The organism is Rhizobium sp. 01T444 (genome assembly GCF_056398305.1).
This window is the reverse complement of record NZ_JBFTPD010000001.1, coordinates 194,345-219,459: the sequence shown is the minus strand read 5'-3', so window position 1 is coordinate 219,459 and position 25,115 is coordinate 194,345. Positions and strand designations below refer to the sequence as shown.

The 25,115-nt window shown below is 60.2% G+C and carries 20 protein-coding genes; 11 read left to right on the top strand and 9 right to left on the bottom strand.

Translation table 11 applies throughout. The annotated features are described in order from the left end of the window. The first annotated feature begins 7 nt into the window (after nucleotides 1–7). From AC1DTN_RS01015 to AC1DTN_RS01005, 3 genes are all read left to right on the top strand, one after another. Nucleotides 8–1,459 carry an FAD/NAD(P)-binding protein gene (locus AC1DTN_RS01015; protein ID WP_439014070.1) on the top strand — a complete coding sequence of 484 codons (1,452 nt, stop codon included), beginning with the start codon at nucleotides 8–10 and terminating at the stop codon, nucleotides 1,457–1,459. Between the two features lie 114 nt (nucleotides 1,460–1,573). Beyond that, nucleotides 1,574–2,467, top strand: a complete 894-nt coding sequence (locus tag AC1DTN_RS01010) for a DMT family transporter (RefSeq protein ID WP_477919600.1) — start codon at nucleotides 1,574–1,576, stop codon at nucleotides 2,465–2,467. Nucleotides 2,468–2,532: 65 nt separating this feature from the next. After that, on the top strand, nucleotides 2,533–4,227 hold the full coding sequence (locus AC1DTN_RS01005; protein WP_477919598.1) for a hypothetical protein: 1,695 nt from the start codon (nucleotides 2,533–2,535) through the stop codon (nucleotides 4,225–4,227). Nucleotide 4,228: 1 nt separating this feature from the next. Here the strand turns inward: AC1DTN_RS01005 and AC1DTN_RS01000 are convergent, their stop codons facing one another. The 4 genes from AC1DTN_RS01000 to AC1DTN_RS00985 are packed head-to-tail and all read right to left on the bottom strand — an operon-like array spanning nucleotide 4,229 to nucleotide 9,989. Next, nucleotides 4,229–5,869, bottom strand: coding sequence for a VOC family protein (locus AC1DTN_RS01000; RefSeq protein ID WP_477919597.1), 1,641 nt, complete (start codon nucleotides 5,867–5,869; stop codon nucleotides 4,229–4,231). Between the two features lie 21 nt (nucleotides 5,870–5,890). Beyond that, on the bottom strand, nucleotides 5,891–7,486 hold the full coding sequence (locus AC1DTN_RS00995; protein ID WP_477919595.1) for a response regulator: 1,596 nt from the start codon (nucleotides 7,484–7,486) through the stop codon (nucleotides 5,891–5,893). 3 nt (nucleotides 7,487–7,489) lie between these two features. Next, nucleotides 7,490–7,915 (bottom strand): response regulator, encoded by a 426-nt coding sequence (locus AC1DTN_RS00990; RefSeq protein WP_007821084.1) that lies wholly within the window; start codon nucleotides 7,913–7,915, stop codon nucleotides 7,490–7,492. Then, nucleotides 7,902–9,989 carry a sensor histidine kinase gene (locus AC1DTN_RS00985; RefSeq protein WP_477919886.1) on the bottom strand — a complete coding sequence of 696 codons (2,088 nt, stop codon included), beginning with the start codon at nucleotides 9,987–9,989 and terminating at the stop codon, nucleotides 7,902–7,904. Before AC1DTN_RS00985 ends, AC1DTN_RS00990 begins: the two co-directional genes overlap by 14 nt. Before the next feature lie 259 nt (nucleotides 9,990–10,248). Between AC1DTN_RS00985 and AC1DTN_RS00980 the strand changes: the two genes are divergently transcribed. The 3 genes from AC1DTN_RS00980 to AC1DTN_RS00970 all read left to right on the top strand — a co-directional run bounded on the left by AC1DTN_RS00980 (nucleotide 10,249) and on the right by AC1DTN_RS00970 (nucleotide 12,250). Continuing rightward, a complete protein-coding gene (locus AC1DTN_RS00980; RefSeq protein WP_439014073.1) occupies nucleotides 10,249–10,620 on the top strand; it encodes a response regulator in 372 nt (123 codons plus the stop codon). Nucleotides 10,621–11,077: 457 nt separating this feature from the next. Next, complete coding sequence (locus AC1DTN_RS00975; RefSeq protein ID WP_439014074.1) at nucleotides 11,078–11,782, top strand: response regulator transcription factor; 705 nt, start codon at nucleotides 11,078–11,080, stop codon at nucleotides 11,780–11,782. Nucleotides 11,783–11,812: 30 nt separating this feature from the next. Continuing rightward, entirely contained in the window at nucleotides 11,813–12,250 is a 438-nt protein-coding gene (locus tag AC1DTN_RS00970; protein ID WP_007821076.1) for a response regulator, read from the top strand. Between the two features lie 70 nt (nucleotides 12,251–12,320). Here the strand turns inward: AC1DTN_RS00970 and AC1DTN_RS00965 are convergent, their stop codons facing one another. The 4 genes from AC1DTN_RS00965 to ybaL all read right to left on the bottom strand — a co-directional run bounded on the left by AC1DTN_RS00965 (nucleotide 12,321) and on the right by ybaL (nucleotide 18,026). Next, nucleotides 12,321–13,037, bottom strand: coding sequence for a sensor histidine kinase (locus AC1DTN_RS00965; protein ID WP_439014075.1), 717 nt, complete (start codon nucleotides 13,035–13,037; stop codon nucleotides 12,321–12,323). A gap of 96 nt (nucleotides 13,038–13,133) precedes the next feature. Further along, nucleotides 13,134–15,686 (bottom strand): protein translocase subunit SecD, encoded by a 2,553-nt coding sequence (gene secD / locus AC1DTN_RS00960; protein ID WP_477919592.1) that lies wholly within the window; start codon nucleotides 15,684–15,686, stop codon nucleotides 13,134–13,136. An 84-nt stretch (nucleotides 15,687–15,770) separates the two neighbouring features. Next, nucleotides 15,771–16,151, bottom strand: a complete 381-nt coding sequence (locus tag AC1DTN_RS00955; protein ID WP_477919885.1) for a hypothetical protein — start codon at nucleotides 16,149–16,151, stop codon at nucleotides 15,771–15,773. Between the two features lie 54 nt (nucleotides 16,152–16,205). Further along, a complete protein-coding gene (gene ybaL, locus AC1DTN_RS00950) occupies nucleotides 16,206–18,026 on the bottom strand; it encodes a YbaL family putative K(+) efflux transporter (protein ID WP_477919590.1) in 1,821 nt (606 codons plus the stop codon). Between the two features lie 34 nt (nucleotides 18,027–18,060). Between ybaL and AC1DTN_RS00945 the strand changes: the two genes are divergently transcribed. Further along, on the top strand, nucleotides 18,061–18,366 hold the full coding sequence (locus AC1DTN_RS00945) for a helix-turn-helix domain-containing protein (protein ID WP_113323607.1): 306 nt from the start codon (nucleotides 18,061–18,063) through the stop codon (nucleotides 18,364–18,366). Between the two features lie 6 nt (nucleotides 18,367–18,372). Here AC1DTN_RS00945 and AC1DTN_RS00940 read toward each other — a convergent pair whose 3' ends face one another. After that, nucleotides 18,373–19,797 (bottom strand): ArnT family glycosyltransferase, encoded by a 1,425-nt coding sequence (locus tag AC1DTN_RS00940; protein WP_477919588.1) that lies wholly within the window; start codon nucleotides 19,795–19,797, stop codon nucleotides 18,373–18,375. 650 nt (nucleotides 19,798–20,447) lie between these two features. Here AC1DTN_RS00940 and AC1DTN_RS00935 point away from each other — a divergent pair. The 4 genes from AC1DTN_RS00935 (at nucleotide 20,448) to AC1DTN_RS00920 (ending at nucleotide 25,114) form a co-directional block, all read left to right on the top strand. After that, entirely contained in the window at nucleotides 20,448–22,076 is a 1,629-nt protein-coding gene (locus AC1DTN_RS00935) for a globin-coupled sensor protein (protein ID WP_477919586.1), read from the top strand. A gap of 63 nt (nucleotides 22,077–22,139) precedes the next feature. Then, a complete protein-coding gene (locus tag AC1DTN_RS00930; RefSeq protein WP_007821057.1) occupies nucleotides 22,140–22,436 on the top strand; it encodes an STAS domain-containing protein in 297 nt (98 codons plus the stop codon). After that, nucleotides 22,433–22,798 carry a chemotaxis response regulator CheY1 gene (gene cheY1 / locus AC1DTN_RS00925; protein WP_003570362.1) on the top strand — a complete coding sequence of 122 codons (366 nt, stop codon included), beginning with the start codon at nucleotides 22,433–22,435 and terminating at the stop codon, nucleotides 22,796–22,798. Before AC1DTN_RS00930 ends, cheY1 begins: the two co-directional genes overlap by 4 nt. Before the next feature lie 18 nt (nucleotides 22,799–22,816). Continuing rightward, complete coding sequence (locus AC1DTN_RS00920; protein ID WP_477919584.1) at nucleotides 22,817–25,114, top strand: chemotaxis protein CheA; 2,298 nt, start codon at nucleotides 22,817–22,819, stop codon at nucleotides 25,112–25,114. Nucleotide 25,115: the final 1 nt, after the last annotated feature.

Here is a 25,115-nt window from a genome sequence, read left to right as displayed (position 1 = left end):
GATTGAAATGACGCCGGCTGAGATGCAGTTCCAGACAGAACCTTCGAACGAACAGAAATCCCAGCGGCCGCTCGTCGCCATCATCGGCGGCGGCGTTTCCGGGGCGGGTGTCGCCTATCATTTGCTGAAGCTTGCCGGCGCCGATGCACCCGATATCGTGGTCTTCGAGCCGCGCCCCATGCTGGGCCGTGGCCTTGCCTATGACACCGCCGATCCGGCGCACCGCATCAATGTGCCGGCCGCCAAGATGAGCCTGCAGCCCGATGATCCGGAGGAGTTCCAGCGCTGGATCGAGGCGAACAATGCCGTGCGCGACGATCCCGAGGCTGCGCGCGAGAACGGCCAGCTTTTCCCGCGCCGGCGCGTGTTCGGCGATTATGTCGGTGCACTTCTGAAGCCCTTCCTGAAGTCGGGTGCCATCACTCATCGCCGCGCCACAGTGACGGCCATCCGCCGCCAGCGTGATAGCTGGGTGATCCTCGACGATAAGGGCGGGCGCACTGAGACCGATATTGTCGCCATCGCCACCAGCCATCCGCCGCCGGTGGCGCCGGGCAGGCTGGCGGCTATTCTTGGCGATCATCCTCGTTTCGTTGCCGATACCACGAAACCAGGTTCCCTTGAGGTCGTGCGGCCGCAGGACAGAGTTCTCGTCATCGGCAACGGGCTGACGGGGGCAGACGTGATCGCTTCGCTTGCGCGAAACGGCCATGAGGGTCCTGTTGTGGCGATTTCTCGCCGCGGCCTGCGCTCTCGCGGCCATGCCGCGGTTCTGCAGGAACCCTTTGGCGATTTCATCGCCGATCCCGCATCCTCGGCAGTCGCGCTGTTGCGCAAGATCCGGCTGACCATTCTCCAGGCAGCCGAGCAGGGCTCGAGTTGGCATGCCGTCATCGATCAGGTGCGCTCCCAGGGGCACGATCTCTGGCGCGCTTTGCCGGTCGCCGAGCGGCGGCGCATCGTCCGGCATCTCAGGTCCTACTGGGATGTTCACCGTTTCCGCATCGCCCCGCAGGTGGAGGCGGTGCTCGATTCAGCAATCGAAGCCGGCCGGCTGGAAGTGCTTGCAGCATCCGTCGCCGATGCCAAGGTCGAGGGTGAAACGATCCGCATCACCCTGCAGCCGCGGCATGCCCGCGAAAGAGTGGAACGAACGTTCGATGCCGTCATCGTCACGACCGGTCCCGCACATGGTGGTATTTTGCAGACGCAACCCTGGCTCGGTGAACTCGAGCGCGAAGGCTATCTCGTCCTTGATCCCACCGGTCTCGGACTTGCTTGCTCCGAGCGTTCCGAAGCGCTCGGAGCGGATGGTCAGGCGATCCCCTCGTTGCTCATTTCCGGTCCGCTTGCGCGTGGAACCTTCGGTGAATTGATGGGATTGCCGCAGATCACCGAACATACGGTCTTCGTTGCCCGCGAGATCACAGACAAACTGAAAGCCGCAGCCGCGAGATAATTGGCGACCTATTTCTGATCGATCTGTCGTTCTCTGACTGTCTTCGAGGCGCGACTCCTGATAGTCGCTGCGTCAGTCGCGGCTGAGATCGGCCGCGCAGAAAGCATCGAGATCATGTCGCAGGCCGCTTCCTCCGTTTCCGAAACTCCATCTTCCAGCCGTCTCCCGCTAGTCGCCCTTATTATTGGCGGCGCGGCGATCGGTGGATCGCCGATCTTCGTGCGGCTTTCCGAGGTCGGGCCGATGGCAACGGCCTTCTGGCGTGTGGCACTGGCGCTGATCCCGATCTTCATGTTCTCGCTTCTGCGCAAGGATACCGGCCCCAAGCCGAAGAGCCTTGCCGATTATGGCATGCTGATCCTGCCGGGCGCCGTGTTGGCGCTTGATCTGTCGGCCTGGCATCTGTCGATCACCATGACCTCGGTTGCGAATGCGACACTGCTCGCAAACCTTGCGCCGGTCTTCGTGACCGCCATCGGCTTTCTGTTCTTCGGCACCAAGGTTACCCGCGTCTTCGTGCTCGGCCTCATCCTGGCATTGGCCGGCGTGGTCGTGCTGAAGGGCGGGCCTGCTGCCTTTGGAAATGGCGACCTGCGCGGTGATGGCGTCGCCATGATCGCCGCCTTCTTCTATGCCTGCTACATCCTGGCGATCGGCGCGCTGCGCAGTCGTTTCGATACGATCCGTATCATGCTGTGGAGCACAGCCTCTGCCGCAGTCGGCGTCTTCCCGCTTGCGTTCTTCTTCGAAGGCCACATGCTGCCGGCAAGCCTTTACGGCTGGTCGGTGGTCTTCGGCCTTGCCTTCGTCAGCCATGCCGGCGGGCAAGTGGCGATCGCCTATGCGCTTGCCTATCTGCCGGCAGCCTTCTCCTCGCTGACGCTGCTTCTCCAGCCGGTCGTGGCGGCCATCCTCGCCTGGGCGCTGCTCAACGAATCGATCACGGCAATGCAGGCCTTGGGCGGCCTGATTGTTCTTGCCGGTATCACGGTCGCACGGCGCGGATAATCCCGTTTAAAGGAAGCTTGACCATTGGCTGATAGATCTGTCCCGGAGTTTGGGCAGGATCGGCCATGGCGAACCTTGATCAGGTATTTTCAGCTGAAGTTCAAAAGGCGGAAAAGCCGCAGGAAGTCGCTGCGCGGCAGGCTTCGACTGCGCCCTTGCTGGCTTTCATGGCCCTTGCCGCCATCCTTGTCGCTCTCTTCAAATTTCCGCCGCTCCTCGATTATGCAAACCACTATGCCCGTATGTGGCTGCTTGCCGGCGGCATAAAGGAAGCACCCTTCCCCGAAATCTACGCGATCGAGTGGAACCGCACTTTCACCAATGTCGGCATTGATCTGCTCGCCCGCTTCATCGGTCCCGTCATCGGCGTCTCACTGCTCGCCCGCGTCCTGCTATTCCTGGCGATTGTCCTGCCGCCGCTCGGTGCCATCGTACTGCATCGGCGCCTGTTCGGCGGCAGCTATTACTGGCAGATCGGCATGCTCTATCTCGCCTGGTGCGCCACGCTGGTCGGCGGTTTCATCAATTTCCAGATAGGCCTCGGCCTTGCATTGTTGTTTGCAACGCTGGACCACCGCCTGGAGTCCGGGTCTGCAGTCAGGCTCTTCTTATGGCGGGTGGCCGTATCGCTGCTGCTCACCGTCGTCCATATATTCTCTGTAGGCTTTTTTCTGGCGATCGTCTGCGGACTGGAATTTTCCTGGCGCTTTGATGTCCTCAAATCTCGTTCGGCGGTCCTGCACCTTGCCGGCAGGCTCGCGGCGGCAATGATCGCCTGCCTGCTGCCGCCGGTCGCGCTGGCGCTGACCGCCGACCTCCCAGGCAGTCATGTGGGCGGCATCGTGGCTGCTTGGAACGACGGCCCAGTGCTGCTGGTTTTCAATCTGCTGTCGGCCGTCTGGACCTATGTTGCGCTCGTCGATGTAATCTTCCTTGTGCCGATTCTACTCGTTTGCAGCAGGGCGATTGCCACGAAAAACATGCGCATTCATGCAGGGCTCGTTATCACCGTGGCAGGCCTTCTTGTGCTATCCATCCTTTCGCCACGGCATGCTTTTGGCACCGGTTGGATAAGCTGGCGCTTCCCCATCATGGCCGCCCTTGTCGGCATGGTGATGATCTGCCCTTTTCAAAAGATCGGCCGCCGTCGGGCCGTCATCCTGTTCCTCGGCTTGAATGTCGCTGTCTTTGGCCGGACTGCCTGGATCGGTTTCAACTGGTGGCGGGGGCAGGTCGATGTTACGAGCGTAGCGAAGGTGCTTGAAGCCATTCCCTCGGGCGCCGCGATCCTGCCGTTGCAGCACGATCCGGCCTTTGCTGAGATAAAACTCGATCAGCGGCATTACGCATTCACCGAGGATACGTTTCGGCATCTGCCGACATTGGCGATTCCACTGGCGCATGCTTTCGTTCCGACGCTCTTCAGCGCGCAGGGCAAGCAGCCTCTTGCCGTCCTTCCATCCTGGTCAGATCGCTCGGTACCGGAAGGAAATCTCTTTTCAACCGGCGTTCTGTCCTGTCCAGGTCTGATGGCGGAGGCCGCCAGCTTCACGCCCTATCTTGTCGACTGGCGCAGCAAGTTCGATTTTATCCTGGTCGTCAACGCCGACGTCGTCGATCAGAATGTCGGCGACGTCATGCCGGCGGGTACCCATCTCCTGAAAGACGCCGGTTTTGCAAGGCTCTACGGGATCGATCGCAACGCGCCGACGGCAGGGGATGCCGTTCCGGCATCATGCCCAGACAGCTTCCACTGGTAGCTTATTGGGTTCCCTGCAGTTTGCTTTCCTGCAGCAGCCACTTTTGAATGATCGGCACGTCGGCATCGCCGAGATCGTGACCGCCGGGTATGACGTCGGAATCGACGGTCGCACCCGACGTCTTCAGCCGCTCTTCCAGCTCGCTCGCATATTTGCCGTAGGCATCCATCTTGCCGCTGATGACAAGCAGGTCCGTGCCCTTCAAGTCGGCATGCGGATAGGCGCTGAGCACCGGCATGGAGCGCAGAAGCACAGCCTTGTGCACCAGGTTCGGGTGCAGGTAGAGCAGCGAATTCAGAAGGTTAGCGCCATTTGAGTAGCCGACATAGACGATCTTCTTCGGATCGAGACCATAAGATTTGACCGCACCTTCGATGAAGGCGGCGAAGGCTTCGGCTTCGTTCTTGATGTCGTCCTGGTCGAAGGAGAAAGGCGTGATGCGCTTGTACCAGCGCGGGAAGCCTTCCTCGGTCGCGCGCCCACGCACGCCGAGAAGGGTGGCGCGTGGCGCGACCTTGTTCAGCAGCGGCATAAGCGTCGTCTCGTTGCCGCCGGAGCCATGCAGCAGCACGAAGACGCTGCCGTCGGGATCGGGCGGCGTATAGAAACGATGGACGAAAGGCAGGTCGCGATAATTGATGCGCGGTTGACCGGGCATGGAAAACTGCGGCAGCACGACCTTCAGGTCGCTGAGATTGGTGATCGAATCTTTCGGCGGAATGAAGAGCTTGGTCCCGAGTGTAGCTTTCGGCTCATCCACCATCATGCCCGGCTGGTTGGTGGCAAGCTCTATAAGCGTGCCGCCGGGCTCGCGGGCGTAGAGCGAGCGGAAGTATTTGCGATCGTGCAGATTGGTCGCCGATGCGTTTTCCTTTTCGAGCGCCTTGTGGACGGCCAGCACGGCTTCGTCGTCATCTGCGCGGAAAGCCACATGATCGACGGTGCCGGTACCCGGCGCGCCGGACCAGAAGCCACGCGCATCGCGCACGTCGATGATATCGCCCGACTGGGAGACGAGGCGGTCGATCGTGCCGCGATTTGCATGGAACCTGTAGCCGAAATGGCTTTCGATGAAATGGCGGCTCTCGTTCGGCTTTTCGGTCAGCATGGTCGCACCGCGCACGCGCTGCACGGCATGCTCGATCGGCACATCGCCACCATTCCAGACGGCCGGCGACTTCAGATCCTTGGCGCCGGCAAGCTTGACGATGACATTGTCGGGGTCCTTCAACCGCAGCACCGGCTCGCCGAATTCATCCGCGGGGCCTTCCGAGCGGAAGCCGAAGCGCATGGCACGCGTCAGCCAGTAACCGATACTGGTCGGATCGATCGCCAGCGACATTTCGCTGATCTGACCGTAGCCAGCCCGGCCGAGTGCTCCGTCCTCCCAGACGAGGAAGGTGACGAGCGAGCCAGGACTGCCCTCTGCATCGCCATAGAAGAGGTGAAGCTGTGTGGCGTCCTCGAAACCGGCCGTCTGTTTGACGAGCCGCATGCCGAGGAATCCGGCGTAGAAATCCACATTCGCCTGCACCTTGCGGGTGATCAGCGTGATATGGTGTATGCCTGAAGCCATGGATGAAAGCCCGAATTGAAAAGGCGAGGCCAGAAGCGCGAGTATGAGGGTCGTTGCTAGCGTCATACGTTGCCAATGACCTTTTCTCTAATTTTGTTCCGCAAAAAGCACAAGTGCGTCACCACGCGGCAGGAGCTCCAGCGTGTCGACTTCCTCCAATGCTTCTTCGAGTTGTTGCAGCGTCGGCGGCTTGATCATATAGGCGAGCGCGCCGAGGTCTTTTGCCCGTTGCATGTCGCTTTCGTCGCTTGACGTGCTGAGCACACAGACCGGAATCCTATTCAACCGATGATCGGCTGAAAGCGCGTTCAGCACTTCGAAACCATCCATGATCGGCATGTTGATATCGAGCAGCATCAGATCGATCTGCGGCTCGCCGGGAACGCCGGCGCGCTGCTCCAGAAGCCGCATCGCCTCGCGGCCGTTGGTCGCCACATGCAGGTTGAAGTTCACCTTCTCGCGCCGCATCAACTTGATCTTCAGAAGCTGGATATCGGCCGGGCTGTCTTCCACCAGCAGCACTTCGGCGAGCCTGCCGCGGCTTTCGCTCGTATGGTCGGATGCTTTTGCCGCCTGTGGCTGTTCGCTGGTGGCCGGCTGATCGCCTGATATCTTCGCGAGCGGTACTTCGAGCAGGAAGGTCGCACCCCTGCCGGTCTTCGCCTCGCACCAGATCGATCCGCCATGCAGCTGCGCGATGCGACGGCATATGGCAAGCCCGAGCCCTGTGCCTTCGATGCCGCGGCCGACGAGGCGCTTGAAGGGTTGGAAGATCAGCTCACGATGATTAGGGTCGATTCCGGGCCCGTTGTCATCGACCGTCAGGCGGCATATCCCCCTGTCTGCTATAGCCGAAACGCGCACTTCCGGAACGATATCCTCGCAATAGCGGATCGCATTGGAGACGAGGTTCTGTAAAAGCTGGATCAGCAGCGTCGCGTCGCCCATCACCTCCGGCAGCCGACCGCGGATGATGATCGCCTGCCGGCTTTCGATCTGCTGATGCAGATTGTGCTCCACCTGATCGAGCACGGCCGACAGCGAAACCGGCTTGAGCTCGAGCTCGCTCGAGACCTCCAGTTTCGTGAAGCCCGAGACCTTGACGATCAGGTCTTCCATGTGATCGGCGGCGCTGAGGATATAATCGAGAAGCTCGCGGTCCTCGGCCGGCAGCTCGGCCGAGCCGTGCAGGATGCGGCTGAAGGATTTGATCGTTCGTAGCGGCTCTTTGAGATCATGCGCCATGGCGCGGGTGAAGATTTCGAGCGACTGCCGCTTCTGCTCAAGCTTTGCCTCCAGTGCACCATGCATCATGGCGTTCTGGATGCAGCGATGTAGCGTCTCGGGCGAAAGCGCATCCTTGGTGAGATAGTCGCGCGCACCGCTTTTCATCACTTCAACTGCGACGGTCTCGTTGCCCTGGCCGGTCAGCATCACCACATTCGCGGCCGCATCTTGGGCGAGGATTTCCGAGAGCACGCCAAGGCCGTCGCGGCCGGGAAGCGAATAGTCGAGCAAAATACAGTGAGGGTGTCTCTGGCTGTTGAGGGCGAGACCCTCGTCACCGCTCTCGGCCTCGATCACGGTATAGTTCGTGCCGGAGACGCGCGCCAGCATGCGGCGATAGACTTCCCGGTCGTCTATATTGTCATCGATGATGAGAACGCAGCAGTCTTCCGCCAAACGTCAGTCCTCTAGGGGCAGGATTGCGATTTCGAACCAGTATTCCTTGAGCCGCTGGATAGCGGCGAACAGTCCGTCGAGATCGACCGGTTTCTGTACATAAGTGTTGGCGCCGAGCGCATAGCAGCCCTCGATGTCGCGCTCGTCGTCCGATGTCGTGAGGATCACGACCGGGATCTTGCGCCAATGCGCATTGGACTTGATCGCCTCAAGTGTCTTGCGCCCGTCGAGACCCGGCATATTGAGGTCGAGCAGGATGAGGCCGGGCTTCGGCGCCATGGTGGCGAGCACGTCGAGCGCTTCCTGACCGGAGGCTGCCCAGCGGATGGGGTTGCGCAGATTGGTGCGCTTGAAGGCCCGCATCGTTGCTTCGAAATCGTCTTCGCTGTCCTCGACGATGAGGATCGGTTGCGTGTCACGCTGCAGCATTCTGGCCCTCGCGCTTCCTTCCCAAAGTAAAGTAAAATGTCGTGCCGATTCCGACGTCCGACTCCAGCCATATCTCACCATTGTGACGCCCAATGATCTTGCGCACGAAGGTGAGCCCTGCGCCGGTGCCGTCCTCGGAATCCTGCGATTTTTCAAGCCGTTTGAAAATGCGGAAAATATCCTCGTGGAATTCTTGGGGTATGCCCTTGCCGTTGTCCTTCACGTAGAAGACGTTGCGGGCCGTCGTCCCGTCCTTGCCGGCATAGCGTTCCAGATAGCCGACGCTGATGAGCGGCACGGGTTTGTCGTTGTATTTGATGGCATTGGTGACGAGGTTGCGGAATACCTCGGTTAGCCGCGGGGCATCGCAGACGACCTCCGGCAGCATCCCGTCGATGACGACCTTCGCATGCCGCTCCTCCAGAAAAAGCTCCATGGTGGCGACGACGTCGCGGATGATCGAACCGATATCGGTTCTTTTGACCGCGAGCTGCTGGCGACCGATGCGCGAGAAATAGAGAAGATCGTTGACGAGCTTTTCCATGCGCTGACTGAGCCGGACAAGTCGGTTAAGCCGGCGCACGCCGTCTTCGTCGAGCTTCTCCTCATAATCTTCCAGCAGGAAACGCGAATGATTGTGCAGGCCGCGCAGCGGTTCCTTGAGATCATGCGAGGCGATATAGGCGAACTCATCGAGATCGTGGTTGGAGCGTTCGAGATCGGCCGTATATGCCTCGAGCTGCACAAGCGTCGTCTTCATCCGCTCCTCCTGCCGCATGCGCTCGCTGATATCGCGCACGATGCCGACGAAGGTCTTGCCCGAGCTGCCGACGACAGCGCTGACCGAGAGGTCGATTGGGAAGACCACGCCGTTCTTGCGCCGGCCGGAGACCATGCGCGTCGTGCCGATGATGCGTTCCTCACCGGTGCGCCGGTAATTGCCGAGATAGGCGTCATGTTCGGAATGATAGGGTTCCGGCATCAGCATCTTGATATTGTTGCCGATCACTTCCTGCGGCGTGTAACCGAACATGGTCTCGGCGGCTGGATTGAAGCTCATGATCCGCCCCACCTCGTCGATGGAGATCACGGCGTCAGGCGTATTGCGCACCAGCGCGCTGAAGCGGATGCGCTCGGTTTCCAGATGCTGGCTGTTGCGCATGAAATAGAAGACGAAAATGGCAATCAGCCAGAGCGTTGCTGCCGTGATCGAGCGATTGGTGGCTTCCCGCCAGTAATCATTCTCAGCATGGTTGACGGCGAAAAAGCCAAGCAGGATCAGGACAGTGCAGACGAAGGCGAATAACATCGGCGCGTTGCGATTACCGAACCAGAGCGCCGTCAGCACGAGCGGGACATAGAGAATACCGTTTGCCACGCCAAGCGGCGTATAGAGATCGACGATGAGGCCGGTAAAACAGATCGATGCCGGTATCCAGAGGGGGATCTGTGCCCTGTTGGTTGGCAACATCCACCAGGATCTGGCGAGAAGCCCGCAACCGAAAGCCACCAGACCGATAGCCGTAGGCAAGGCCATCGCGGCATAGGGACCCCAGCGATATCCCTGTTCGGCATCTGTGACGTATCCGGCAAGCGCGATCATGCCGAGCGTGATCGCGATATAGCTGGTGAGTTCCTGTACAAGCTGGCCGCGCGGCTCCTTCCCATAGAGCGCAAAGAGAATGGAAAGATTTGATATCAGGAAGATCAGCGCTGTGTTCGGCCCCATGCCGCCGCCGATCTGCTCGACAAAGGTTGGAGAGATGAAAAACTGCGTCAGGAACACATCGACATTATGTATCGTGCGGCCGAGCGTGATGATCTCTGTTAGGCGCACCGCGGAAAGCAGGGCGGCAAGGCTGCAGGCAATGACGGGCACGATGCGGTTAGGCTTGCCTGTCTCCATCGACGTGGCAAGCCCGATACCCGACAGCACGAAGCAGATGGCGGTATTGAATGCCATGGACGGAAAGCCGGGCACGATCGAGATGATGATTTCGACCTCCAGCAGCCACCCGGTCAGCGCCGTCAGGCCGAGCAGGACCAGCAGGTAGCCGATGACGAGCGCGACCATGCGGTAGCGACCGCTTTCCGCCCCGTCTCGTCCTGATGTAGCAGTATCCCGCACCTGCATCACCTCTCCGCCATGTCCTTGTTGGCGAGCCATCTTTTCCGAAATCTATGAATACTCAATAGGCAGATTGTTGCGCAAAACATGCTTTTTACGACAGTAAATCCCTAAAGGTCGATATCGAATTTTAGTGAAGTGGCGTTAATGTCTCAGTGAAGGACAGTGCAGAACATCAGAAACAATATCCGGATTGTGGTGCCAGATGTCGATCTTGTTTTACGTCGACGATAGCAGGGATGATCTCTTCTATCTCGACTATATCCGAAAGAAACAACAGGTGGATGTTGATCTATTCTGTTTCCCGACCGCACAGGCTGCATTCGAGGCGCTTGAGGAGCGTCTGGAAAGAGGCGAAGGCGCGCCGGATATACTGATCGCCGATCTCTACATGCCTCTCGACAGCGGCAGCGGGCTGATCGCGCGGCTGCGACAGGATGATCGCTTTTCCACCATGCAGCTCGGCGTGTGCAGCGGTTCGGATGCGGTGGAGGACCGAGAACGGGCACTTGCCGCCGGTGCCGATTTCTACCTTGAGAAGCCGCTGGACTTTGCTAGGATCATCGGCAATCGGTGATTGCAGAAAGCGCAATTTATTTGCATGCAAAAAGTGCGCGACGCCTGCAAGAAAGCACAATTGACAAGCCTGGCAGTGCATTTCAAACTGCACCCGAAGAGAAGAAAACCAAAAAGCACTGAGAGAGCCGCCCGATCCCTGTTCGCCGCCACGAACGTCAGCCAACCCCTTAGCTGATGGCCCGACCGGCTCTCCCGCGCTTACTTCTGGCACTGTCTTCCGCATCCATGGATGTTGAATACGGAGAGATTGGGATACCTAGGTAAGAGCTACTATTCGAGTAAACTGTCCTACGCATCACCTGTAGTTGAGATGTCTCTGCCTGCGATATCGAAAGTCCCCATTTCGTTATCGATCATCAACTATCTCGCAATTTTTGTAGCTGTTCGCGCTTAAGACGTATATCCCAAGATTTCGGGATCGTCGGAATGAGAATTGGGGAGGAGGAATGGTGGGAATGACCAGTGCTGCCGCAGTTCCCTTTCATGCCGGTCCGGAACTTAGCCGGGCTATCAATCGCACGGATTTTTTTCGCCTGCTGAAGGCGGCCGCACAGCACTACAATTTCGACAATTTTACCCTGGCGCGCATTTCGGAGGCTGCAACTCCTTTCGGCGAACGCGATGTCGTCATCACCAATGTCGCCGAACGGCGCATGAGCCTCTTTGTCAAGACCCTCAAGGAAGCGCTGGGAACCGCCAAGGCGCGGACGGCGCAGTTTTTGACGACACCGGTGCATGGAAAAAGTGCGGCGATAGAAGGCTACCCGCCAGACCTCGTCTTTAATGAATTCAGCGGCAACACATTCCTTTTCATTCCACTGTTTACGCCGGAAGGACGTCGCTACTGCCTGGTGCTCGCCGGCCAGCGTCAGGAGCCGGACCAGGGCGAGGTGGCGGATATTCTGCTCGATGCCATGCGCATCTTCGACAAGCTGTATGAGGAAATCCTGACGCAGGAAATATCCGGTCGGCTCACGCAGCGCGAAACCGAAATCGTCAAATGGACGAGCGAAGGCAAGACCTCTGCGGAGATCGCCATAATCCTCGGTCTTTCGGAACATACGGTCAATTCCCATATCACGGCCTCCGTCCGGAAGCTCGATGCCGTCAACCGCGTTCATATGGTGGCGATTGCGTTGCGAAACGGTCTGGTTTCGTGAGCTGGTTTCATTTCGGGGAAAGCTGAAACGATGAGTGCGGAAGCAACGCGCAGGAATGCGGTAAAGGTATTATTCGTCGATGACGAGTTTATCGAATTCCGTTCGCTCAAAAAGAAGATCGCCGATCTCTCCGAACCGCGTGTCGATGTCGAATATTCTCAATCGATCGGTGATGCGCTGGACAAGATAAAGGCCGCTCGCTTCGATCTCATCCTTCTCGACAACCGCCTGTTGCCGAATGCGGATTTTCGCGAGACCGTACCTGAACTCAGGGGCATCGGCTATACCGGCCCGATCGGTGTCGTCTCGACCGATATATCTGGTAACTATTTCCAGGAATTCCCCGATTACGGCGTCGATTTCCGCATCGGCAAAGATGAGATCGACGTCCAGACGCTACAGCACATCATCCGGGAATACGTGACCTATGATGTCCCGGATTTCTGGAAGGATGATTACAGCATCTGACCGGAAAGCCTGATGCGTAGATTCAAAGAGTTAGAGCGTCCTTTGTGCGTCCGAATGGACGCACGGCGCCCTAAGCCGGCAGGCGGATCGCAAAGCGGCTGCCGCTCTCATCGGAATGGTCGAGCCTGATATCGCCGCCGAACGCGCCGAGCAGGTCCCTCGTGGTCGTCAGGCCAAGCCCCGGTCCGGGCACGCTGCCTGCTTTCGGCAGCTTCCAGAAGGCATCGAAGATCTTCTCCCGATAGGCAGGTTCGATGCCGCAGCCGTTATCAGCAACGATGATGCGCCAGTCCGCACCTTCCCGTGCGGCCGTCACGGTGACGTGGGGCGCAGCGGCGCCATGATATGTCAACGCATTGGAGAAGAGGTGCCTCAGAACAATGGTCAGAAGTGCGGCATCGCTGCGGATGAGAGGCAGATTGTCCGCATCAAGTGCCGCGCCGTTCACCGGAAATTCCTCCAGCGACTGCTTCCAGGCCTCTTGCGCAACGTCGGTGAGGCGCACGTCACCGATTGTAATCTGCGGCGTCGTTCCCGCAAGGCTCATCAATGCCTTGGTCAGCCTCTGCGCCGTCTGGGCCTTGTCCATGATCATCCTGAGGCTCTGCAGCTGTTCGCTGTCGAGCGTCGGCTCCAGATCGTCGAGCAGCATTTCCGCATACATGGCGATATGGCGGAGCGGCGATTGCAGGTCATGCGAGGCGGTCGCGAGGAAGCGTTTGATGCGCTCCTCCTGATCCCCGGTGGAACCGGCTTCCGGCTTTTTCGCCGTCGGGTTGGAAGACATGTCGCGGTGCTCCCGATCTCTTTGAACTGAACATAGAAAGAGGGCGCCGGCTGTGCAACCGGCGCCCTCTCCAAGTCCACCTTAAATATCGACGGTTTAGCCTGCCGTTTTGCGCGGCTGGCCTGCATCCGGCGGAATGATTTCCACGGCTGCATCGTTCGAAGCTGCCACTGCCTTGGCATGGCGGCGGCGCCAGTCGCCGAGGAAGAGCAGGATCGGTGCTGCGATGAAGACCGAGGAAGCGGCGGCGACGAGAATGCCGAAAGCCATCGGCACTGCAAAGCTTTCCACCGCACTACCGCCCCAGATTGCCATCGGCAGGAGCGAGAGGAAGGCTGTCGCATTGGTGTAGAGGCTTCGGGCCAACGTCTCGTTGATCGACTTGTCGATGATTTCGCGCAGCGGCATCGACTTGTAGAGGCGCATGTTTTCACGCATACGGTCGTAGACGACGACCTTATCGTTCACCGAGTAGCCGACGAGCGTCAGGATGGCGGCGATAGCCGTCAGGTTGAAGTCCAGACCGGTCAGCGCGAAGAAGCCGATCACCTTCGTCACGTCGAGCACGAGCGTGACGATGGCGCCGACGGCGAAAGGCCATTCGAAGCGGTACCAGATGTAGAACAGCATCGCGAGGCTGGCGATCACGACGGACAGGATACCTGCCCAGGCAAGCTCGCCGCTGACCTTCGGACCGATGACATCGGTGCCGGTGACGGTTGCCGACGGGTCGATCTTGACGATCTCGGCCTTGAGCTTGGTCACGGCTGCCGTCTGTGCCTCTTCGCCGCCTTCTTGGCGCTGCGCGCGTACCAGCATGGTGTTGTTGTCACCGAAGGACTGCAGGGCCACTTCGCCAAGGCCAAGGCTGTTCAGTTCTTCGCGGAAGCGGCCGAGATCGGCAGCGTCCTGTGTCTTCACCGACATCTGGATACCGCCACGGAAATCGACGCCGTAGTTGAGGCCCGGATAGACGAAGAGTGCGATCGAGGCGATCGACAGCAATGCGGAGACGGTCACACCGAGGAAGCGGGCCTTCATGAACTGGATATGCTTGTCGTAGGGGCTGAAGAAGGAGAACATCGGCTTGATGTTGATCGTCTTCATCTTCCGGCGGCGGGTGATCTCGATCATCGTGACGCGCACGAAGGCGACCGAGGTGAACATCGAGATGATCAGGCCGAGCGCCATGGTTACGGCAAAGCCGCGAACTGGGCCGGAGCCGAACCAGAACAGGACGGCTGCGGCGATCAGCGCCGTCATGTTGCCGTCGATGATGGTCGAATAGGCGCGGCGGAAGCCGGTGTCGATGGCGGCAAAGGCGCTCTTGCCCTTGCGGCTTTCTTCGCGGATGCGCTCGTTGATCAGGACGTTCGCGTCGACCGCAAGGCCGATGCCGAGCACGACGCCGGCGATGCCGGGCAGCGTCAGCGTCGCGCCGACAAGCGTCAGCGCCGAGAAGGTCAGGATCGTGTGGATGAGAAGCGCGGTGTTCGCCAGAATACCCCAGGTGCCGTAGAGCACGAAGATGAAGGCGGCGACGAGCGCGAAACCGACGACGCCGGCATAGAGGCCCATCCGGATCGCATCCGCGCCAAGGTCGGCGCCGACGGTGCGTTCTTCGATGACGGTGAGTTTGGCGGGCAGGGCGCCGGCGCGCAGCATGGCGGCGAGCGTGTTGGCGCTATCAGTCGAGAAGTTGCCCGAGATCTGGCCGGAACCGCCGGTGATCGGCTCGCGAATGACGGGCGCGCTCAGCACCTTGTCGTCGAGGACGATCGCGAAGGGATTGCCGACGTTCTGGCGGGTAATTTCGGCAAAGCGGGTTGCACCGGCGCTGTCGAAGCGGAAGGTGACGACCGGCTGCTGGCTCTGGTCGAAGCTGACGCGGGCATCCGAGAGGCGGTCGCCAGAAATCTCGACGCGGTCGAGAACCGGGTAGCTGTTACCCTCGTCGTCCTTCATGATCGTCACACCCGGGCCGGCCTGGCCGTTCGGGGCGAGCATGTGGAAGGACATCTTGGCGGTGGAGCCGAGCAGTTCGCGAAGGCGGGACGGATCCTGCGCGCCCGGAAGCTGCACGAGAATGCGGTTGGCGCCGATACGCTGGATCGTCGGCTCGGCAACGCCGACCTGGTCGACGCGCTGGCGGATGACTTCAAGGCTCTGCGTGACGGCATTGTCGACGTTTGTCGAAATACCGGCCGGGGAGAAGCCGATAGTGATGTTGCCGCCATCGGCTGTGACTGCAAGATCGGACTGGCCGGCGCTGATGCCGCTGGCGATCACATTGCCGAGCGTGCGAAGCTGGGTGACGGCCGCATCGCTTTGCGACGGATCGGCGAGCGAAACAACGATGTTGTTATTGTTGCGGACAACCGACTTCGGCTGGATGTTCTTTTCGCGCAGCACACGGCGTGCGTCCTGCAGGAGCGAATTCAGGCGCTCCTTGGTGAGGTCGGCTTCATCGACTTCGAGCACGAGGTGTGAACCACCGCGAAGGTCGAGACCGAGAGAAACCTGGCTGTGCGGCAGCCAGGAGGGGATGCGCTGCAGCACGCTCTGCGGCAGCGCATTCGGCAGGGCGATCAACAGGCCGAGCACGATGATCACCGTATAGGTGAACACCAGCCATGGTGAATTGCGCATGTTTTAAATCCTTGGATAATGCTTGGGCCGGCGCAACCGCGCTGCGGCATGTCTATGGATCAGAAGCGCCCGAAGGCGTGTGATTCAGGCAGCTTGCGGCGGTGCGCGCGGCTGGTGGGCCCTGGCTGCCGCAATGGGCAGCGGGACATCGAATTCAGCTGCCCCCGTGGCAGCGCGCCAGTCGGCGAACTGCAATGCAGGAACAATGGTAAGCGCCGCCGGGCCGGTATCCTGGAGCGATTGTTTCGGTGCGGCCTTGCGATCACTGATCAGCAGGCCGCGGATGGCGTCTCGCGCCGTAACCTGCGTCTGCTGCGAATCCCGGCTGGAAGAGGAAAGGCTGTTCGGTGCTGCGGACGGGCCGATGACGATATTGCCGCCGAAAAGCAGGCCGAGATAAGCAAAGATCGCAACGACGACGGAGGCGGCAATACGGCTTGCCAGACGGCGCTGTTCCAGCACCATCTCCCTTGTATCGGCGATTTCACTCCCAGATCGGCTCAAAGGCGCGGCAATCTCTCATTCTTTTTCCGGCGGATACTCCACCGACGGCACGATTGTACCAGCCGAAGGTCCGTCTTCATAGGGTGCACTGTCATGATGCACTTGGGCGAGCCGGTCAACCATGCCAAGCGCAATTTCCCGCTCTCCCATGATCACCGTGTCGGCGCCGTATTGCCGCAGTTCGTCCACTTCGGCGTCGGAATGGGCGCGTGCAACGATCAGGATCGATGGATTGATGGTGCGGCCCTGCTCGGCGATGCTGCAGGCCTCGAAGGCGTTTGGGATGGCGATGACGAGGCTGCGGGCGCCGGCGATGTTGGCGAGATCAAGTGTTTCGCGAGAAACGGCGTTGCCGGGGATGACTTCGACGCCTTGCGCGCGCAATTCAATGATGCGCTTGTCTGAATCCTCGATGACGACGAAGGGCGTGCCTGATGATTTGAGGTTCTGGCCGACGATGCTGCCGACACGACCGTAACCAATAAGGATCGCATGGCGGTTCAGCGCTGTCGGATGGACCTCGTCGCTGTCGGCCACGGCCTCTTCCGGTGCCGGCGAAACCTCAGTGGCCGGAGCAGTCTCGGTGGCCGGTTCCTCGCGCTTCGGGCTTTCCAGCAGTGGCCGGATGCGGTCGCAGACGAAGAAGAGCAGCGGGTTGATGATGATCGAGATGATCGCGCCGGCAAGGATAAGGTCGCGCCCTTCCTCCGGCAGCAAGCCGAGATCGACGCCGAGGGCGGCGAGAATGAAGGAAAATTCGCCGATCTGCCCGAGGCTCGCCGAGATCGTCAGCGCCGTACTGACCGGCTTCTTGAAAAGCAGGACGATCAGGAAGGCTGCGATCGACTTGCCGATCACGATGATGAAGACCGTCGCAAGCACCGGCAGCGGTCGCTCGATCAGGATGTTCGGATCGAAGAGCATGCCGACGGAGACAAAGAAGAGCACCGCGAAGGCATCGCGAAGCGGCAGGCTTTCCTGGGCGGCTCGATGGCTGAGCTCGCTTTCGGCGAGAACCATGCCGGCAAAGAAGGCGCCGAGCGCCAGCGATACGCCGAAAAGCTTGGACGCGCCGAAGGCGACACCAAGAGCAATTGCCAACACGCCGAGGCGGAAGAGTTCACGCGAACCGGTATGAGCGATGCGGTGCATGGTCCAGGGAATGAGCTTACGGCCAAAGACCAGCATCAGGGCGACGAACAGCGCCACTTTAACCAGCGTCATGGCGATGATGCCGCCGACGCCGAGATCGAGGCCGAAAATCCGGTTGAGGCCCGCCGAGAGAGGCTCGACCGGGCCATGACCATCGCCGGTGATGCTGGCGGCCGCCGGGATGAGCACTAGCGCAAGCACCATGGCAAGGTCTTCGACGATCAGCCAGCCGACGGCGATGCGCCCACGCTCCGTCTCGACGAGACGCCGCTCCTGCAGGGCTTTCAGCAGCACGACCGTGGAGGCGACCGAAAGCGCTAGGCCGAATACGAGGCTGCCGCCCGTCGGCCATCCCATGAAAGCACCAAGACCCCAGCCGAGCAGCGTGGCGAAGCCGATCTGCACGACCGCACCCGGCACCGCGATGCCGCGCACGGAAAGCAGGTCCTTGAGTGAGAAATGCAGGCCGACGCCGAACATCAGCAGGATGACGCCGATTTCCGCAAGCTCAGGCGCAAGGCTCTGATCGGCAACGAAACCCGGCGTGTGCGGACCGACGAGAACGCCTGCGACAAGATATCCTACGAGAGGGGGCAGGCGCAGGCGATTGGCGAGCGCGCCCAGGATAAATGCCAGCACAAGGCCGCCGACGATTGTTGAAATCAAAGGCGTATCGTGGGGCATCGCTTTCTCCCGATCTGGAAATCCTGTTCAAAACATGACATATTTGATTTATATTGACCAATATGGGTGGTTTGAAATTATGGGTCAAGGTGCAAAAGAAACAATTCTGACGCCCGCTTTGTGCCGCGCGGCTCGTGGTCTGCTTGATTGGACGCAGGCGGACCTCGCCGAGAAGGCTGCCGTCTCCCGTAGCACGATACGCGACTATGAAGGCCGTCACCACGAAATCCATCGTGCGACGGAGGCGCAGCTGCGCCTTGCCTTCGAGGAGGGTGGCGTAAAATTTATCGAAATAGAAGGCTGCGGAACCGGCCTCTGCCTGCCCGGCCCGGTGAACTGAGCTGCCTTAGGGCTGCATCAGGCAGGCCGCACCGACCTTATAGACATAGATCGTATCGCCTCTGTAGTTGCCTTTTTCCGGCTGCCAGCTTTTCAGCATTTCCGGCGTTTCGTTCGCGCAACTCAGCGGCTTGGAGGTCAGGAACAGAACCTGCCCGCTGGTATCGGCCGGGAGGGCGAATTCCTGTTCGTAATAGCTGTCCGGCAGATCGGCCGGCGGACGGGCATATATCTTGTAGGGTCCGGCTCTCAGCGTGTGGAAGAGATCGGCGACCATGTCCCTGTTGTCGGTGACGATGATGCCGGCGCCGGCCTGCGCGGCAAGATCAGCAGCCTCGCGGCTCACTTCGGCCCGGCCGAGATAGCGCTGCATGACTTCCTTGCCGTTTGGCAGCACCAGTTGATGTGCGAAGATCGTTGCGAAGGGGAAGAGCAGGCAGGCAACGCCATTGATGGTGAGCGAGGTTCTGAGACCCTTCGGCCACAGGCGGTGAAGCAGCCAGACCGCCAGCACGATACCTGCCACATAAGCCGTTACGGCCCAATTGGCATAGGCCTTGGCGACGGTTGCCTGCAGGGTAATGAGCAGCACGACCGGGATCGAGAGCCAGACGAGCATCTTCTCACGCGGTTCACTGCGGCCGCGGATCATGTTCCAGACGGCCCAGAGCATAGCGAAGAAGACGATCGGGCCGACGACGCCGAACTGCGCGGAGAAGAATTCCAGCCCGCCGCGGATATTGCTGCCGAGATCGTTCCAGTGGGCGATATCCTGCGTGTGGCGCACCGTCGTATTGTTGTGCTGGAGGTTCCACCACAGGTTCGGGAACGCGATGACCGAGGAGGTGACGACCGCGATGATGAAATCGCGCACCGAAATCCGCGCCGACGGAATGAGCAGCAGCGCAATCGCTCCGCCGGGCACAAGGAAGAGCACGGCATATTTCGTAAGAAACGCCAGCCCGACACCGACACCCATGAGAAGTGCAAGCCCGACGGAGCGGCGCTGCGTCAGTTCGAAATAGGCAATGAGCGCAATGGCTATGAAGAAGAGCAGGATGACGTCGGTGGAGAAGAACACCGAAGAAAGCGCAACCGCCGGCAGCGTGATATAGGTTGCGCCGACCCAGCCTTCGATCTCAGGCCCGATGAAGCGCTTCGCCATTTTCATCAGCACCAGCGCGGTCGCCATGTGGAAGAGGGGGCCGGGAAGCCGCAGCCAGTAAATGTCGCTGGAGCCGGCAAGCTCGGTGAAGATCCTGAGAACCCAGGCAATCATCGGCGGCTTGGAATAGTAACCGAAGTCGAGATTTTGCGACCAGAACCAGTATTGCGCCTCATCGACGAAAAGGTCCGTCGTATCGAAATGCAGCGTCACGATGCGGAAGATCGTAAACGCCAATATGATGATGAGGCCGGTCCGAGCTGACATAATCCCTTACTTCCGCTGACACAGGAGCGCGTGTCGATACACCAACGGTGCCGGGCTGCCAACGGGAAAGGTAAAGGTAGATTTAAGGCGCAGTGACCTCTTAGAAGACGCGAAGCGTGCGGTTGTCGCGGTGTGTCGCGATCAGGTCGAGGAGGGCAACGGCTGCGGCGATCGAGAGGGCGATCAGGCAGGAACCCATTCCGAGAACTATCATTTCTCTTTCCTTATTGACGTCATGTCAGGCTCTATAAAACGGGTCTATAACATAAAGCTTGCGTGTGCCTTGTAGCAGCGATGCAACTCTGCGCCAGTATTTACTAGGTGAACTCTCCCAATTGTCTCAAAAGCTACCGGCGGGAATGGCTTATTAACCTTCAAGCAAGGAATTAACCATAAACATTGGGGTACACGTCGGAATGGGAAGATGCACTCGTTCCCACCAGGCATGACGCCGTACCGCCGTACCGGGTCGATCCGGTATCCATCTTCTTCAGGCAGCTCCGAAACAGAATTGCTGATCAGGAGGCTTCAGTCCCTCGGTTGCGACCGGTGGCGAAGAGCACCTCTGCGTATCGCATTCATCGGAATCTGCGAAGGTTTTTGGCCGGGTTCGCCCGGAAAGTGGTTGGGGATAGGCGTTGAGGCAGGATATGCCATCAGATCAGGCTCGTGGAGCACAGGCAGGCAGCCTGCGCGACCGCCTGCGCTTTGCCGGCCTCGACACCGACCAGTGCGAGATGGTTCGCCGTAACCGTCCCGCCCTCGAAGCCCATCTCAAGGCCGGCCTGCGCGATCTCTTCCATCGTTTCCAGTCCTTCCCGGATGCCTCGCGCAATTTCGAGAGCGAGCGTCAGATCGAGCGTCTCCACGACCTGCAGTCCTCGCACTGGGACGTGCTCACGGATGCGCGATTCGACAGCCTCTATGCAGAACGCGTCAAGGTTCTCTCCGATACCGAAAGCAAGATCGGCCTCGACCCTCGCTGGCACGTGGCCGGCCACGGCGTCATGCTGGAACACGTGATTTCCGGTCTGGCCGATGAGCTGGCCGGTCGCCCGGTACTGCCGTCGGCCAAGCGGCGTGCTCGCGAGATCACCGACCTGATGACCTCAATCATCCGCATCGTCATGGTTGATGTCGAAATCGCCGTCTCGCTGCGTTTCAATGCGCTGCGCTCCACGCAGCAGCGCGCACTCGCCGATCAGCGTGCCGAAGGTGAAGCGGAAGTCGCCCGCATCTTCAGCGATGTCATCGAAGGCCTGTCAGCCCGGGACTTGACGCAGCGCGCACCGGTCGATGGCGCTCACACCGACATTGCCGCCGCGCTGAACGCCGCACTCGACAACCTCCAGACGGAATTTGCCGCAATTGCAGAACGCAATGCGAAGGCGGAAGCCGCAACGCAATCGCTCGCCGGCGCATCCCGTAGCTTCGCCGGCAATGCTTCCGGTCAGGCCGGGCGGCTGCAGCTTTCCGCCGCCGCCCTTGCCGGCATCGTCGAGCGGGTCCGCGAGGGTGCAGCCGGCAGCCGAGCCGCCGAACAGGCTGCTGCCGCGACGCGTGCGGCCGTCGAGGAAAGCGGTGAGGTCGTCGGCCGCGCGATCAGCGCCATGGCTGATATCGAACAGTCTGCGGAGAAGATCGGCCAAATTATCGGTGCGATCGACGAGATTGCCTTCCAGACGAACCTGCTCGCTTTGAACGCCGGCATCGAAGCTGCCCGCGCCGGCGAATCCGGCCGCGGCTTTGCCGTCGTGGCGCAGGAAGTGCGGGCGCTCGCCCAGCGCTCCGCAGAAGCTGCCCGTGAAATCAAGACGCTGGTGACCACCACCAAGACACAGGTGGATGCCGGCGTGCAGATGGTCGGCCGCACACAGGATTCGATTGCCAGCATCGTCCGTCAGGTGACCGACATCAATGCCGCAATCGCTGGCATCGCAGGCGAGACGGGTGAACACGCCGCCGGTCTCGAAGCCGTGACCGCAGACGTTAAGGGCCTCGGCGGCGAAGTCGCCGACAATGCCGGCTTTGCGGAACGTTCAGCCGAAGGCGCCAATCATCTTCATACGGTCATTCTGGAACTCGGCCAGACGATCCGCGAATTCCGCATTGCGCGGGAAAATGCCTATGCAACCCGGCCTCATCAGGTGGGTGTTTCTGCCTCCCGGACGGTTGCGATCGCAGCTCGCCCGGAAGTGGTCGAAGACGATTACGAAAATGACGATTTCAGCATGCTTCAGCCTCTCGCAAGCGCCGGAGGTGGGCGGAATGTTTACTAACCTATCGGATTATGACGCCGGCTCGCTTTCGCGGGTTGGGGACAAGGGGACAAGGAAAAGCTGATGGCAGCAAAGAAGAGTGCCAAGACGCTGGAGTTGCCAGCGGTTCTTGATCTCAATGAGGCTTCCGCATTGCGCGACAAGCTTCTCTCCATGCGAGGAAACCCTCTGGCGATCGATGCTTCGGCAGTCGAACGCATCGGCGCTCTTTGCGCCCAGGTTCTGATGGCCGCCGAGAAGACCTGGGACCAGGACAAGCAGTCGATCACCTTCTCGAAGGTGTCCGACGCATTTCAAAAAACCATGCAGCTGGTTGGCGTCAATATCGACCATCTGCTTGCCAAGGAGATCCGGCAATGAAGAAGAAAGTACTGACGGTGGACGATTCTCGCACCATCCGAAACATGCTTCTCGTAACGCTGAACAATGCAGGTTTCGAGACGATCCAGGCTGAAGACGGCGTTGAAGGCCTCGAAGTTCTCGAAGAATCCAATCCTGATGTCATCGTCACCGACATCAACATGCCGCGCCTCGATGGCTTCGGCTTCATCGAAGGTGTGCGTCGCAACGAGAAGTACCGTGCGATCCCGATCCTGGTGCTGACCACCGAAAGCGATGCGGAAAAGAAGAACCGCGCCCGCCAGGCTGGTGCCACCGGCTGGATCGTCAAGCCCTTCGACCCCGCCAAGCTGATCGATGCCATCGAGCGTGTAACCGCTTAAAGCCCAGGATTTGCTCCTATGGATATGAACGAAATCAAAGAGATCTTTTTCCAGGAGTGCGAGGAACAGCTCGCCGAACTGGAATCCGGTCTCCTGAAAATGAATGATGGCGATCGCGACCCGGAAACCGTCAATGCGGTCTTCCGCGCGGTGCATTCGATCAAGGGCGGCGCCGGCGCCTTTGGCCTGGATGACCTCGTCGCCTTCGCCCACGTCTTTGAGACCACACTTGATTGCGTTCGTTCCAACAAGCTTGAGCCCAACCAGGACGTCCTGAAGGTCATGCTGAAGTCGGCCGACGTGCTCGCCGACCTGACCAATGCCGCCCGCGATGGCGGCAGCGTCGATGAAAGCAGAAGCCGCGGCCTCGTCAAGGAACTGGAAGCGCTTGCCCATGGCGAGCTGCCGTCTCCCTCGGCAGCTTCCGAGGCGCCCGCGCCGAAGCCGGCCCCAAAGGCCGCTCCTGCTCCGGTTGCTGCAGCCCCGGCTCCCAAGCCGACCGATGATAGCGGCTTCCAGCCAGTCCCCTTCTCCTTCGACGATTTCGGTGGCGAAGAGAAGCCGATCGATCTGCCGGCCTATGAAATCACCTTCAAGCCGCGCTTCGAACTCTATTCAAAAGGTAACGACGCCACCCTTCTGCTGCGTGATCTCTCCCGCCTCGGCGAGATGAGCATCTATTGCAACACCGATGCTCTGCCGGGCCTTGAGGAGCTCGATCCCGAAGGCGCTTATTTCTTCTGGAACATCACGATCAAGACGGACAAGGGCGAAGACGCCATCCGCACGGTCTTCGAATTCGCCGAATGGGATTGCGATCTGACCGTGAAGCCGGCAGAAGACAGCAAGCCGGGCGAGACCAACGAAGAACTGCCGATGATCCCGGTTCCATTCGATCTCTCGATCCTGGACGATGGCGGGGCCTCCGAAGCGCCGGCCGCTGCCGACACCAAGGCCGACGACACCGCTGCTGCCGTTGCTGCCGCTGAAACGGCGACCAACGTCGCGCAGATGGCTGCTGCCGCTGCCCGCGTCGAAAAGAAGGAATCGGCAGCCGCTGCTGCCGCCGCCGCAAGTGCAGCGGCGCAGAACAATGCCGCTGCCGGTGCAGGCCAGACGATCCGCGTCGATCTCGATCGCGTCGACCGCCTGATCAACCTCGTCGGCGAGCTTGTCATCAACCAGGCGATGCTCTCCCAGAGCGTCATCGAAAACGACACGACCGGCACGTCCTCGATCAACATGGGCCTCGAAGAGCTGCAGCAGCTCACCCGCGAGATCCAGGACTCGGTGATGGCGATCCGCGCCCAGCCTGTGAAGCCGGTCTTCCAGCGCATGTCGCGTATCGTTCGCGAAATCGCCGACATGACCGGCAAGTCGATCCGCCTGATCACCGAAGGTGAAAACACCGAAGTGGACAAGACGGTCATCGACAAGCTGGCCGAGCCGCTGACGCACATGATCCGCAACGCCGTCGACCACGGTATCGAAACGCCCGAAAAGCGTGCCGCCGCCGGCAAGAACACTGAAGGCACGGTCCGCCTCACGGCAAAACATCGTTCGGGTCGCATCCTGATCGAGCTTGCCGACGACGGCGCCGGCATCAACCGCGAAAAGGTTCGCCAGAAGGCGATCCAGAACGATCTCATCCCGGCGGACGCCAACCTGTCGGATGAAGAAATCGACAACCTGATCTTCCTGCCGGGCTTCTCCACGGCCGACAAGATCTCCGACATCTCCGGCCGCGGCGTCGGCATGGACGTCGTCAAGCGCTCGATCCAGGCACTCGGCGGTCGTATCAACATCACCTCGAAGCCGGGCCACGGTTCGGTCTTCACCATGAGCCTGCCGCTGACGCTCGCCGTCCTCGACGGCATGGTGGTCACGGTTGCCGGCCAGACACTGGTCGTACCGCTGACGGCCATCGTCGAGACCCTGCAACCGGAAGCTGCTGCGATCCACTCCTTCGGTGCGAGCCACCGTCTGATCTCGATCCGCAACTCCTTCTGCCCGCTGGTCGATGTCGGTCGCATCCTGAACTTCCGCGCCACCCAGGCCAATCCGGTCGAAGGTGTCGCACTGCTCGTCGAATCGGAAGGCGGCGGTCAGCGCGCGCTCATGGTCGATGCGATCCAGGGCCAGCGCCAGGTCGTCATCAAGAGCCTCGAGGCGAATTACACCCACGTTCCGGGCATTGCCGCAGCAACCATCCTTGGCGACGGCCGCGTGGCCCTCATCCTGGACGTGGACGCAGTGGTCGGCGCCTCGCGCGGTCAGTCCCTGAAGGCTGAAATGTCTCTGGCGGCAGTAGGATAAG